Raw genomic sequence first — 13040 nt, 5'->3', positions numbered from 1 at the left:
CGGGCTACTTCCCTTCTTTCGTCGGCGACCACAGAGCCCTTTTGGCAGCGATGCGGCCGGAGATGAACGCCCATCCGACGTGGTTGCCGTGGCCTTCCAGAAGCAGACCGCCCTGACCGTTGGACCCCGCCGCGAACAGTCCCGGGATCGGGTCGTCCTGCTGGTCGAGAACGCGCATGTCCGTGTCGATCGCCAGCCCGCCCTCGGTCAGCACGATCCAGCTCTTCAGCGGCCCGAGCGCCACGAAGTTCTGTTCGCTGCCGGCCGACTGCCCGATCGAGGCGGCGAGCTTGCGAGGGTCGGCACCGATCTTGGCCGCCAGATCCGGCACGGTGCGGGCGCTGTGGAAGATGTCGCGCCGGTTTCGGCGGTAGTCGTCGATGTAGGCGTAGGCGACACCGGGCGCGGTCGAGATGAAGTTCGGCCACTTCTTGAACTGGGTGGCCGTGGCCTCGTCCATCACCAGGTAGCCCTTGCCGCCGGGCTGGTCGGGCAGTTCGAGCTGAGGGTTCGCGCTTTCGTCGGTGAACCGCTCGCCGTCGGCGTTGACCAGGATCGCGCCCTGCTTGAAGACGTTCGGGGACGGTGCGAGGTAGGAGGTGGCGAAGGACATGATGAACGGGCGCTGGATCGCGTCCGGCAGCCACCGCAGCGCCAGCAGCATGATCGTGGTCAGGATCCGCCACGGCGGCAGCTTCTGGAGCAGGAGCTTGCGTGACGGGGTCACGAACCGCATCTCAGGGCCGACCGCGAGGTCGCCGTTGAGGATGCGGCCGCCGACCTCCATCCCCAGCCGCAGCCCGTCCCCGGTGCTGGTCGGGTTGATGCCCTCGACCCGCGCCGCCCGTGCCGTCGCGAACTGGCTGGTCTTGATCTCGACGCTGGAACTGAAGTCACCTGCCGCCAGCACCACGCCGCGCCGGGCCCGGATGACACGCCGGGTGCCGTTTGTGGTCTCGGTTTCGACGCCCACGACGCGGCCTTCCTCCACTACCAGGTGGCGGGCGGCCGTGTTCGTGAGGATGCGCACGCCTGCTTTGCGTGCGGCGCGCTCGAACCAGTAGATATAGGCCGAGGAGTTCGGCAGGACGTTGTGCATGCGCGGGCCGCGGTGCGGCGGTTCGGGCATGGGGCCGAACAGGGCGACGCCGTGGTCTTGGACCCAGTGCAGGGTGTCTGCGGAGTTGTCGACGTACACCCGCCGCAAGGCCAGGTTGTCGCGCTCCACCAGCGGGCCGGCGAACTTCGCCATGTCCTCGAAGTGCTCGCTCGGCGCGTCGGCCACCCCGGCTTTGCGCTGCAGGCGGGTGCCGTTGGCGGAGAACGAGCCGATCGACCGGCTCGTGGTCCCGCCCAGTTCGGGGTTCTTCTCGAGGAGTGCGACACTCGCACCCATTTCGGCCGCCTGGGTGGCGGCGGCCAGGCCCGCGCCGCCACCCCCCACGACGACGAGGTCATACGTGATCGCTGAATCTGTGGACAAAGTCGCTCCTTCGCGGCTAACCGGTTCGGTCTCGACGGGGTCGCGGTCGCTGCCGTGCGCCCGGTTCAGCGCGCCGCGTCCCACCCGGCGACGGTCAGCACCGCGCGCATGCGCTCGGCGGCCAGCGCCGGGTCCGGCAGCAGCCCCAGTGCGTCGGCTTGCCGGAAGACGTCGGTGAGGTGGTTCACCGAACGCAGGCCTTCCCGGCCGGTGACCATGCGGAAGTGGTTCTGGTGGCCGGAGAGGTAGGCGAGGAACACGACGCCGGTCTTGTACTCGCCGGCCGGGTGCTCGAACAGCCGGCGGGCCAGGGTGAGGGTGGACTCCATGTTGGCGGTGAACCCGTCCGCGTCGCCGGCGTCCAGCTTCTGGAAGGCGACGGACGCGATCGGCGCCAGCGGGTCGAGCACGCCGAGCAGACCGTGGCTGTGGTGCTCGCCGTCGCCGCGGATCAGCTTCGGGTAGTCGTGGTCGTCGCCGGTGAAGACCAGGACCCCGTCGGGCAGCTCGCGGCGCAGCCGCTCCTCGCGTTCCACGTCCAGCAGCGAGAACTTGAACCCGCGCAACCGCTCGGAATGACGCTCGGCCAGTGTGACGACCGCCTTCAGCGCCTCGTCCACGTCCACGTGGCCCCAGTAGCCGCGCAGCGCCGGGTCGAACACCTCGCCGATCCAGTGGATCAGCGCCGGCGTCTCGACGCGTTCGAGCACCTTGTCGTAGACGTAGGCGTAGTCCTGCGGCCCCGACGCGACCCGGGCGAGCACGTGGCTGGCTCGCAGGACCGCGCCGCGGCCGAGGCCCTGGATGAAGTCGAGCTGTTCGAGGTAGGCGTCGGCGATGTCGTCGAGGGTGGGCGAGGTGACGTCGAGCTGGTCCGTGCCCGCTCCGCACACGATCTCGCCGCCGGCTTCGGTCGCGGCCTCGCTGGAGCGGCGGATGAGGTCCTGGGTCTGTTCCCAGGTCAAGCCGCCGGGACCGCGTTCGGACGTGTCCATCGCCTCGGCCACGCCGATGCCGTACCGCCACAGGTGGCGGCGGAACGCGATCGTGGCCTCCCAGTCCACCGGCGGTTCGATCCCCGGGGTGTACTCGCCGAGCGGCGCGGCGACGACGTGCGGGGCCGCGTAGACGTCGCGCTGGGCGAACGCGGCTGCCGGCGCGGGGAACTCGCGAGCGGGACCCATCGTGTGTGGCTCCGCTGTGCCGTCCGGACGCGGCAGCTTGAGGGTGATCGAGTCGGTCATGCGAATTGTCTCCTTGGGGGAATCGAGGGATGAGTGGTCGCGCGGGCGAGGGTCACCGCATGCTCGTCAGAAGGCGGGACGTTCGTTCCCGAAGATCGAGGGCGTAATCCAGGTCGGAACCCTCTCGCGGTTCGTCGCTGAGGACCTCGACCTGCCAGCGCCCGGTGTACCCGGTGCTCTCGACGAGCCGGATGAAGCCCGGCAGGTCGATCACGCCGTCGCCGGGGCGGCCACGGCCGCGCAAGAGGTTGGTGGTCGGGACCAGCCAGTCGGACAGGTCGACCGCCATGACGTGGGGGCCAGCCGCGCGAACGGACTCGGCCAGATCAGGGTCCCACCACACGTGGTAGGCGTCGAGCGCGATACCCAGCCACTCGGAGGCGAACTCCTGTGCCAGCGCGGTCGCCTGGGCCAGGCGGCACACCGAGGACCGCTCCGCGGCCATCATCGGGTGGAACGGCTCTATGGCCAGCCGCACTCCGCGTTCTTGCGCGTGCGGCAGGATCCGCTGGAGGCCGGCTCTGATCCTGCTGTCTGCCTCGGCGAAGGTGGTCGTCACCGCGCCGACGACCACTACGATCGTGCCGATGCCCAGCCGCGCCGTGGTGTCGAGCACCTCGAGGTTCGAGCGCCATCGTGCGTCGTCCGGGTCGTCCTCGGTGAAGTAGCCCAGCCGGCACATGCTGAAGAGCTCGACTCCGAGATCGTCAGCGGCCTTCGCGACCACGTCTGCGCCGTCGCGGTGCACCGGGATGTCCCACACGCTCGCAGCCATGCCGGAATCCGAACAGATCTTGAGGAATTCGGGTGTGGACAGGTCCAAAAAGGACCCCTGACTGAGTACCAGTGGCTCGCGTCGCACGCTGTTCGTCAACTTTCGTCAGCTCCGTTTCGTCGGTGGTCGGGGTGCACGGTCAGAGCATGTAGTCGCCGCCGGAGACGTGGACGCACTCGCCGGTGAGGTAACCGGCGTCGTCGGAGGCCAGAAACGACACGACCGAGGCGATGTCAGCGGGGCTGCCCGGGCGGCCCGCGGGGATCTGCCGGATCCTGCCCGCCCGTGCCGTTCCCGCCGCGCTTCCGTCCAATTCGGACTCGAAGGCATCGGCCCGCGCCCACAGGTCCGTGTCGACCATCCCCGGCGCGATCGCGTTGACCCGAACGTCCGGCGCGAACTCGAGCGCGCAGGACTTCATGATGTTCAGCACGGCCGCCTTCGACGCCGCGTAGTGCGGCGAATGCGGCGTACCGAGCCGCGCCGAGCGCGACGCGATCACCACGATGCTGCCGCCCCTGCCGGCCGCCCGCAGGTGCCGGCCAGCCTCCCTGGCCGTGAGGAAGGCGCCCCAGGCGTTCACGTCGAATACCGCGTCCCACTCCTGCTTGGTGACGTCGAGCAACTGGTTGAAGGTCTGCCGCCCGGCGTTGACCACCGTGATGTCCACGGGTCGATCGAGCAGGTCCTCGGCCCGGGGGAGAAGGGCGCGCACCTGAGCCTCGTCGGTCACGTCGACCGGCAACGCCTCCGCGGCACCGCCTTGCTCGCGCAGCGTCTTCGCGGCCTGCTGCGCGGCGTCACCGTTGACATCGGTGAGCAGAACGGCCGCGCCATCGGCGATCAGCCGCGTCGCGATGGCGAGCCCGATCCCCTGCGCTGCCCCGGTCACGACCGCGCCCCGGCCATCCAGTCTCATGCCGGGCCCCCATCGAACTCGGACAGGTTCCCCCTGTATGGGTGGTGATCGATCGTCACTGATCCTCCTGAGACGTCTTCCACCGGCGGTCACGTACCCGCCGGAATCCACAGGCTCCGGGCACGACAGAACTCACGGGCGTCGACAACACCCGCGTTTCCGCGATCCGCAGAGCACACACGCCACCGGCGGGTTCCACCGGAGCCGACGATCCGTCAGCCGGACTCTCCGGCGGGTTCCACCGCCGGCCGTGCAGCGCCGAGGGCAGCCGCCGAGTCGCTGAAAGTTCGCATGCATCGACACTGGCGCCCAGGATTGAAATACACAACGCACTGATCCGGGGAATCTGTTGCGTTCTGCGCATCAGTCTGTGCACGCGCTTCAAGAGACGTTCCGGCGGCACCTTCGTCGACGCCAGGCACGGCAACCGGCTGGAGCAACGGCTCCGACTCGCTTGAGCTGTGGCTTTCCGCCGCGGCGCAGATTCAGCGAGTCCGTCATCGTCGCCGACAGGCTGAGGCGGAACCTCGATGAACGGCGCGACGAACAACTCGACCAGTGGGCCGCGTCAGGGATCGGGGTGTGCCGATCCGGTGTACCGCGCGAGCGATCCAGGTCGTCACCGCGATGATGCGCTCAGTCGTTGCTCTGTCGGTTGGAGGAGATCGCCGTGTCGGGCAGGTTCCGGCGGGTGTTCCGGTGGGGGCCGTGAACGTGCTGACCGGTGAGGTGCGGGCCTGGCTGGTGGTCGAGCGGGCGGTGCGTTACCTCGCCGTTCATGATGACCTCGCGCAGTGGGATTTCATGGATGACCGTTGAAACCCGGCGTGGAAGCTCGGTCCGGCGATGCTGCCTGGTTCCGACGGGCGTGTGGCGGGCCAGGTGTTCTACGAGACTGCTGACCAGAAGAAGCTGCGTCTGGGTCGGGCGCAGTAGGACCGGCGAGCGCCTCGCTGGGATCTGACGGGTGTCTAGTCCGTCTTGGGGAGTCGTGCACCCTGATCGGCGAGGTCGGCCAGGAGATCGCCGACCGTGCCGGCGCGGTTGAGGACGTCGTCGGCGGTGAAGGTCAGCTGGGCCGATTTGCGGCAGGCGTGGACCTCTTTCCAGGTGACCGGGGGGAGACCGTCGGGTGTTCGCGGCCGCGCAGCGAATAGGGGGCGATGGTCGTCTTGGCCGGGGTGTTCTGGCTCCAGTCGATGAACACTCGCACGGTGCGCTGAGCCTTGGCCATCACGGCGGTGACGTCGTTCGGAGTTTCGCGGGCAAGTTGTTGCGCGAGTCGTTTCGCGTACGGCGCGGGTGCGCCGGCGTCATCGGTGACGATCGACGTCAGGAGTTGCATGCCCTTCGAGCCGGAGGTTTTCGGCATCGGCGTAAGGCCGTCGGCGACCAGGAGATCGTGGAGCCGTTCGGCGACGCGGCAGCATTCGACGACGGAGGTGCCTGGTCCGGGGTCGAGGTCGAACATGAGCCGGTCGGGCAGGCCGGGCCCGCCGGCGAAGATGGTCCATTGTGGAACGTGTAGCTCGAGCGCGGCGAGGTTCGCCGCCCAGACCAGTCCTGGCAAGTCGTCGATCAGCGGGTACTCGATCGTCTTCCCGGACCCCCGGGATCCGGAGCTGGGCAGCTGTACAGTGCGCAGCCACGAGGGAGCGCCTCGCGGCGTGTTCTTCGCGAACCACTGCTCGCCTTCCACGCCGTCCGGCCAGCGGATGAAGGTCACCGGGCGGTTCTTCAGATGAGGCAGCAGCAGCGGGGCGATCTGGCTGTGGTAGTGGATTACCTCGCTCTTGGCGAACCCATCAGCCGGGTACAGGATCTTGTCCAGGTTGGACAGTGTGAGCTGACGGTGCTGCACTTGCACGGTGACGCGTCGGCCAAGATCGATGGGCGCTGCCGCTGGTTCCGCGGGTGGGGTCGGGTTCGCCGGAAGTGGGCGCGGGAACGAGCACGCCGGAGAGGGGCTTGTCGGTGCGCAGGCCTCGCCAGGCGGTGTGGCGCAGCCGGCCGGCGCCGCGGGTGAACTGCCGATAGACGACCTCGCCGACGAGGTTCGGTGTGACCCAGCGGGCGCGGGTGGTGTCTTCGCGTGGTGGGGTCGCGGCGAAGGGGTGGGTGCGCCGTTCGAGGGGCTCTAGTAGTTCCTGGAGCCGGGCGCGTTCCTTCGCTGAGAAGCCGGTGACGTCGCCGATGTAGAGCAGGTCGCCGGTGTCGCGGTCGTGCGCGCCGAGCGGCATCCCACCGAGCAGGCCGTCGGGGCTGCCCTGCCCCGGGCGCCAGCCGCCGATCACGACCTCTTGGGTCTGGATCAGCGGGTGCTTCAACCACTCCGGGCTGCGCCGGCCCGGTCGGTACTTCGACGCCCGGACCTTCACCACCAGGCCCTCGAGGCCACTGGTCGCGGCGAGGTCGAGCAGGTCGTGTGGGGTCATGCCGGTGGCCGAGAGGTCGGCGTGGCTGTAGGACGGGGTGATCGCGACCAGGTTCGTGTCGGTGGGCTCGATGCCATCGAGGCCCGAGCGCCGCTGGTCGTAGGAGGCGTCGAGCAGGACGTCGTCGCCGAGCTGCAGGATGTCGAACACGAAGTAGGCGACCGCCGCGGCGTTGGTGTCGTGGTTCTGCAGCAGCCCGAAGTCCGGCCGGCCCTGCTCGTCGAGGGCGACGATCTCGCCGTCGAGCACCGCGCGCCGGCCGCCGAGCGTGTCTGTGAGGGCGCCGGCGAGCTCGAGAAAGCGGCCGGTGAAGTCGTTGTTGTTGCGGCTGGTCAGCACCGTCGTGCCGTCGGCGGCCACGCGCATGATCGACCGGTAGCCGTCCCACTTGAACTCGTACGCGTACTTCGGGTCGTCGCGTAACCGGCCGCCGTCTGTGTCGCGAGCATCGGCTCCACGTAGCCGGGCACCACTGACCGGTCGCCCGGCACGCGCGTGGCCATCGGACCTCCCCGGCTCGCCGGTGAGCCGGGCGGACGGCGCCCGGCGGCATCTGGCGCGAGCCTAACCCGGCACTCCGGCGACTGCCGCGGGAAAAGTGCAGGTCACCAGCCTGACGGGTGGTTTCGACGTCGGTTCGGCGTTCACCACGTCGGCGGCCAGCGCCGCGCAGCGCGGGCACGTCCCGAGGTTCATGCCGCCGACCTGGGGCCCGAACGGCGTCACCCAGAGGACGATGCGCAAGGTGCTGTCGCACAACGGATAGTCGGCCTGGCCACGTACCGCGTGCCGGAGCCCCGCGGGTTGCGAAACCACGTCGCCGGCACGCGCGAACCGGCGGCCCACACTGCGCGAACGCGGCGCCGGCGTCGTCTCGGTGAAGCCTGAGCTCAGCATCATCTCGGCGGTCCTCCCGGCGGTTGGGTCGTCACCTGCAGGCTGTACCGCGGTTCCCTTCACGATGGGTCACCGCTTCGACAGTCTCGCCATTCCGCGGCGGCGCAGCGCCGCGATCGCCAGCGACGAGGCGAGGGGCTCGGCCTCGACGTCGCGGCGCCACGCAGTCAGCAACCGCGTCAGCGGGTCTGGCGACGGGTTCGGGGAACGCACACCCCCAGGTCGCCGCCCGCCGCGTGCGCGTTACTCGCCGCCCTCGTCCGGCCGGCGCCGCATGATGGCCTCGTCGTCGGGTCGTGGTCGTGGAAGTGGCTGCCGCCTTCAAGGGTCGGGGCCGTGGTGGCGCCGATGCCGTTGAAAGGCGCTCACCGTGCCACCGTCCCGTCGCTGCTCGATGGCAGGTGGCGGTACCGGCGCCGGAACGAGAACGCGGCGGCGGCCAGCATCGCGAGCGCCAGGACGATGTAGCCCACCCGCAGCGGGAACCACGGCGGCACGGACGGCCAGGTTGTGGCGACGTCGATCCAGGCGAGGAGCGTGAACACCGCGGGTTGCGCGAACAGCAGGGCGGACTGGGCGCGCAAGGTCGCGTCGACGCCGAGCGACGTCTCGTCCTCGGCGATCACCGGGGCACGCAGCGCCGGCACGAGGACCAGCGCCACGCTGCCGGCCGCGAGCACCAACGCCGCCGCCCAGCCCGCGCCGGCCTCCGGGCTGGAGACAAACCTCGCGGCGCACAGCACCGCTCCGCCGCCGAACGTGATCACCATCAACGCCAGGTACGGGGTGGCGCCGTGAACGGGCAGCAGGCTGTGAAGGCGTTGGCCCTGTTCGCGGTTCCTGCTACAGACCCCGGACGCTGAGTCGAGCGAGCTGAGACGGCGACCGAGGGCCGATGGACGACTCATCGGCTCCTCGGTCGTCGGTCGGTCATCGGGGGAGGAGGTTCACCACCGCGTCGATCTCGGCCTGCGGGCGGACCGAGAGGCCTGCGCCCGCGAGGAGGCCGGTGAGAGTCTGGACCTCGGCCTTGAGCGGCTTCGGCATGGGGGAGCGCATCAGTGGGCTGTCGATCAGCCCGCGCAGCCAGGTCGCAGTCTTGTAGCGGATGTGCAGCCGGCCCCACTCGGCGTAGACGAACTCGTGCAGTGCCATCAGGCCGCCGTCGAGCCAGATCTTGCGGGCGCCCTCGAGGTCGCCCGCGCGCCAGGCCGCGATGTGCTCCAGCATCGGCTCCAGCGCGTAGTTGAACGATCCGGTGACCGTGCCGTCGAACAGGTCCATCGCGAGGTTCTCGTGGAAGTTGACCGCGGTGGCACCGAGCACGGCGACCTGCGGGTGGGTCCGCCTGATCGCGCCGCCGACCTTCCGGTAGCCCTCGTAGTTGTAGGTCATCTTCCAGCCGACGACCTGCGGGTACTGCTCCAGGATCTGCATGGTCGCATCGAGCGGAAGGCCGACGCCGTAGCCCGCGGTGGGTGCGGTGACCGGGTGGCAGATCACCGGCAGGTCGGGGACGGCCTCGACCACCTCGCCGATCACGTCCGCCCAGACCTCTGGATAACGGGAGGCGTCCCACGAGGTCGTGATGTCCAGGGCGCCGATCGGCGGCATCAGGAACAGGCCGTGCGCGCCGAGGTCCCGGGCGGCGATCGCGCGGGCGACCGTGTCCGCGGTGCTGTTGCTGATGATCCCGGCGATCACGGGCATCACGTCTCCGAGCTCGGCCAGGGCGAGCTCCAAGGCGGCGTCCTGCTCCTGCGGGCTGAGGTAGAAGAGCTCTCCCGCCTCCGGGTTCACGACCATGCCGAGGTCGTGACCGGCGGCCTTGGCCTCCCGGAAGTAGGCCCAGAGCCGTCGGGCCTGGGCGGGGTCGAAGTTCCCTTCGGTGTCGTAGGGGGTGACCGCCGCGACGTAGAGCGCGGCGGGCGGGGCGATGCGGGTCATGAACTCTCCCGGGTTGTGGACGGACCCATCTGGACGTGCTTGGTCTCAGGACCGAGCAGGGCGCCGACGAGCTGGAACAGCCCGCCGAGGACGACGAGGACGACGACGGTGTACGCGGCGGGCATCAGGTTCGACAGCCAGCCCTGGTAGGTCGCGTAGAACGACGGCAGGACCACGGCCAGGCTGTAGCCCAGGCCGAAGCCGAGCCCGCGGGCCTCCGTCGTGAAGCGTTCGTTGATGTAGACGGTGACCACGGCGACCGGGGCCATCACCAGCACCCCGACCACGACCGTGATGAGGCCCGCGTGCACCGGGCCGGCCGGGCCGGTGCCGACCAGCCAGGCGTAGGCGGCCGCGCCGGGCACAGTGGCGACGAGCGAGGCGATGATCAGGTAGGGCCGCCGCCCGATGCGCTGGCTGAGCAGCGCGCCGCCGACGAAGACGAAGGTCAGCACCACGTAGAGGACGACGAGGGTCCAGGTCACCTGGGTCGCGGTCAGCCCGTTGCTGCCGCGCAGGGTGGCCGGGATGAGCGCGGTGATGCTGTTGAGGCACAGCCACACCCCGGTCATCCAGACAAACACCTGCAGCAGGCTGCGAAGGTTGCCTTTCTGCAGGATCGCGGCGCCGCCGGTACGGGTGTCGCGGGCCTCTTTCCAGGCCTCGGACTCCTCGACGGTGCGTGCATAGTGGACCGCGAACAGCAGCGCGAAGACCGCGCCGCCGACGAACGGGACCCGCCAGCCGATCTGCGAGTAGGCGGAGTCCGGGCCGCCGGGCGGGAAGATCGCCAGCGTTACCACGGTGAGCAGGGCGATCGCGGCGTAGGCGACGTTCGCGCCACTCTGGATCAGTCCGCCGACGACCCCGCGGCGGTGCGCCGGAACCGACTCCATGGCCAGCGGGCTGGCGCCGGTGTAGCCGCCGCCGAGGAACATGCCGTCGACGAACCGCAGGGCGACGAGGGCGACTACCGCCCCGATCCCCCAGGTCGCGTAGCCGGGGAGGACGCCGATGGCCAGGGTGGTCGCGCCGAAGCCGCTCACCGCGATGATCGTGGCCCGCCGTCTGCCGATGGTGTCCGCGAGCCAGCCGAAGATCAGTGCGCCCAGCGGCCGTCCGACGAGGGTGGCAACGAAGATCCAGGAGGTGACGAGAGCGATCGTCTGTACCCCGAGGTCCGGTGCAAGGAAGTACGTGATGGCGGGGGCCAGCGCGACGACCGGCAGGTAGATGTCGAAGTTGTCGATCAGGAAGCCGACGATCGCGCCCCGGACGGCGTGCTTGGACGAGTCCGAGCTCGTCTCGGGCGGGCCTATTGCGGCCTCCGGCTGCCGCGCGGAAGGGAGTGTGCTCATGTCCACCTCCTTGTGGATGTGCTAATATCGCCCACTAGTAGGCGATGTTCGCCAATAATCATGCGTCTTTCGCCCGACGTCAAGGGAGCCGGTGTGACCGCAGTCGGAACCGTGCCGGAGTCAGCCCAGACGGCAGACCGGGCGTTCCAGGTGCTTGATGCCGTTGCCCGCCGGGGCGCGAGCACCATGGCCGAGCTGGTGCGCGAGACCGGTCTGGAGCGCAGGATCCTCGGCAGGCTCGTGGGCAGCCTGCTCAAGGCCGGGGTCGTCGACCGCGCCGAGCCGGACGGGCGCTACGAGCTCGGCACCCGGCTCGTCGAGCTGGCCGCTATCGCGGAGCGGCGGAACGGGCTGCTCGCCCGCGCCCGCCCCGTGCTCGACGAGCTGCTCGAGACGGTCGAGGCCACGACCATCCTGCATAGGGTGCACTCCGACCACATCGCGCCGATGCTCGTGCTCACCCCCACGGATGTCGTGTCGGTGGGGTACCCGATGGGGCGGCGGATCGCGCTGCACGAGGGCACCGGGCGCGCTGCCCTGGCCTGGCTGCCTGCGGATCGCGTCGAAGAGGTGCTGACGAGCCTGGCCGAGGACCGGCGGGCGGCGGTCGAGGAGGGCGTCGCCGAGGTGCGCCGGACCGGGGTGGCGCTCTCGCTCGGCGAGGTCGTGCGGGGCGTGGCAGCCGTCGGGGCCGCGGTCCGGGATGCGCGGGGGACCCCGCTCGCGGTCGTCGCCGTCGTCGCGCCCGAGGGGCTCCATCCGGAGCGGTTCGCCGCCGAGGTGCACGCTGCCGCCCGCCGGATCGAGCCCTGAGCGGCGGCGCGAATCAGAAAAAATCTGCCCGCCGGCCAGCAGTCGACCTCGAACCAGGAGGCTCCAAGGACCTGACGACCGTGGCCCGGATGTCCCGGGTCGGCCCGGACGGCGTGTCGAGTCCCTGTCGTCCGGCGCGGAGGTGTCGCATGTGGCGGTGGCACACTCGGAGCGTGATCGGGAGGCGCACATGAAGGCGCGGTCGCTGGTGTTCGACCTCTTCGGTGACTACCTGCGTTACCGGGGTGGTGAGGTGCGACTGCGGCACCTGGTCGCGCTGATGGGCTGTTTCGACGTGCCCGAGACCACTGTCCGGGTCGTCGTGACCCGGCTGCGTAAGGAAGGTTGGCTCGACAGCAGGCGAGAGGGCCGGGAGACCGTCTACAGCCTCACGGCCGCGGCCTGGGAGCTCCTCGACGAGGGCCGCGAGCGGATCTTCGACCGGGCTCGCGGGCCGTGGGACGGCCAGTGGCACATGGTGATCTACTCGGTGCCCGAGGCCGAGCGCGCGACGCGCGAGCAGCTGCGCAAGAAGCTGGCCTGGTTCGGCTTCGGGCCCCTGTCCGCCTCGGTCTGGGTGAGCCCGCACGACCGCCTCGACCAGGTACGCAAGGCCTTCGCCGACTTCTCGGCCGTCCGGCTGGACACCTTCCGCTCCCGCTCCGAGGGCGCGGTCGCCGATCGCGACATCGCCGCGCGCGCCTGGGACCTGCACGACCTGGACCGCGACTACGCCACCCTGCTCGCTGACTATGCACCGCGGCTGCCTGCCTATCGCACCGGGCTGTCGTCGGGGGAAGCGCTGGTCCAGCGAATGCAGCTGGTCTACGACTACCGGCACTTCCCCTTCCGGGACCCCGACCTGCCCCTTGAGCTGCTGCCCGAGGGGTGGCACGGCCGGCGTGCCCACGACGTGTTCCTCGAGGCGCATGGTCTGCTGCGCGAACAGGCGTTCGCCCATGTCGACGAGGTGATCGCGGCGGTGCCTCGAGGCGATGCCACGCCCACGCCCGCCGCGCGCTGAGCGCGACCGGCGGCCCGTAAAGTTTCAGAATCTAGACGACCGGCGCATATCTGTTGTAGCTTCGGGGTACGCGCTCAGCCACGGCGACCTCGGCGCGATCTCCGGGTCGCGGTCCCCGCCCTGGCCGGCGTTCTGGTCATCGCCC

Annotated in this window: 12 protein-coding genes; 2 read left to right on the top strand and 10 right to left on the bottom strand. The window is 70.0% G+C overall.

What is annotated here, in order from left to right; all coding sequences use genetic code 11:
• Positions 1–4 precede the first annotated feature (4 nt).
• From I6J71_RS50170 to I6J71_RS26850, 10 genes are all read right to left on the bottom strand, one after another.
• Positions 5–1483, bottom strand: a complete 1479-nt coding sequence (locus tag I6J71_RS50170) for an FAD-dependent oxidoreductase (protein ID WP_204089389.1) — start codon at positions 1481–1483, stop codon at positions 5–7.
• Positions 1484–1548: 65 nt separating this feature from the next.
• Positions 1549–2727 carry a DUF993 family protein gene (locus I6J71_RS26890; RefSeq protein WP_204089388.1) on the bottom strand — a complete coding sequence of 393 codons (1179 nt, stop codon included), beginning with the start codon at positions 2725–2727 and terminating at the stop codon, positions 1549–1551.
• Positions 2728–2779: 52 nt separating this feature from the next.
• Positions 2780–3502, bottom strand: a complete 723-nt coding sequence (locus I6J71_RS26885; protein ID WP_204089387.1) for a sugar phosphate isomerase/epimerase — start codon at positions 3500–3502, stop codon at positions 2780–2782.
• 139 nt (positions 3503–3641) lie between these two features.
• Complete coding sequence (locus I6J71_RS26880) at positions 3642–4421, bottom strand: SDR family NAD(P)-dependent oxidoreductase (protein ID WP_204089386.1); 780 nt, start codon at positions 4419–4421, stop codon at positions 3642–3644.
• A 1069-nt stretch (positions 4422–5490) separates the two neighbouring features.
• Positions 5491–6282, bottom strand: coding sequence for a non-homologous end-joining DNA ligase (gene ligD / locus I6J71_RS26875; protein ID WP_370541980.1), 792 nt, complete (start codon positions 6280–6282; stop codon positions 5491–5493).
• The gene (locus I6J71_RS26870; RefSeq protein WP_239153932.1) at positions 6227–7222 is read right to left on the bottom strand and encodes a DNA ligase; all 996 of its coding nucleotides are present in this window, start codon (positions 7220–7222) and stop codon (positions 6227–6229) included. The genes ligD and I6J71_RS26870 overlap by 56 nt, the downstream gene beginning before the upstream one ends.
• A 198-nt stretch (positions 7223–7420) precedes the next feature.
• Complete coding sequence (locus I6J71_RS26865; RefSeq protein ID WP_204089385.1) at positions 7421–7756, bottom strand: hypothetical protein; 336 nt, start codon at positions 7754–7756, stop codon at positions 7421–7423.
• A 362-nt stretch (positions 7757–8118) separates the two neighbouring features.
• The gene (locus I6J71_RS26860; protein ID WP_204089384.1) at positions 8119–8523 is read right to left on the bottom strand and encodes a hypothetical protein; all 405 of its coding nucleotides are present in this window, start codon (positions 8521–8523) and stop codon (positions 8119–8121) included.
• Positions 8524–8683: 160 nt separating this feature from the next.
• Positions 8684–9700 carry a dihydrodipicolinate synthase family protein gene (locus tag I6J71_RS26855; protein ID WP_204089383.1) on the bottom strand — a complete coding sequence of 339 codons (1017 nt, stop codon included), beginning with the start codon at positions 9698–9700 and terminating at the stop codon, positions 8684–8686.
• A complete protein-coding gene (locus tag I6J71_RS26850; RefSeq protein WP_204089382.1) occupies positions 9697–11058 on the bottom strand; it encodes an MFS transporter in 1362 nt (453 codons plus the stop codon). Before I6J71_RS26850 ends, I6J71_RS26855 begins: the two co-directional genes overlap by 4 nt.
• Before the next feature lie 93 nt (positions 11059–11151).
• On the opposite strand from I6J71_RS26850, the gene I6J71_RS26845 reads away from it, so the two are divergent.
• Positions 11152–11871 (top strand): IclR family transcriptional regulator, encoded by a 720-nt coding sequence (locus I6J71_RS26845; RefSeq protein ID WP_204089381.1) that lies wholly within the window; start codon positions 11152–11154, stop codon positions 11869–11871.
• Positions 11872–12061: 190 nt separating this feature from the next.
• Positions 12062–12895, top strand: coding sequence for a PaaX family transcriptional regulator C-terminal domain-containing protein (locus I6J71_RS26840; protein WP_204089380.1), 834 nt, complete (start codon positions 12062–12064; stop codon positions 12893–12895).
• Positions 12896–13040: the final 145 nt, after the last annotated feature.

Origin of the sequence: Amycolatopsis sp. FDAARGOS 1241, assembly GCF_016889705.1 — a bacterium.
Taxonomy (GTDB): domain Bacteria; phylum Actinomycetota; class Actinomycetes; order Mycobacteriales; family Pseudonocardiaceae; genus Amycolatopsis.
The sequence above is the reverse complement of the archived record's forward strand: the minus strand, read 5'-3'. Positions and strand labels throughout refer to the sequence as shown.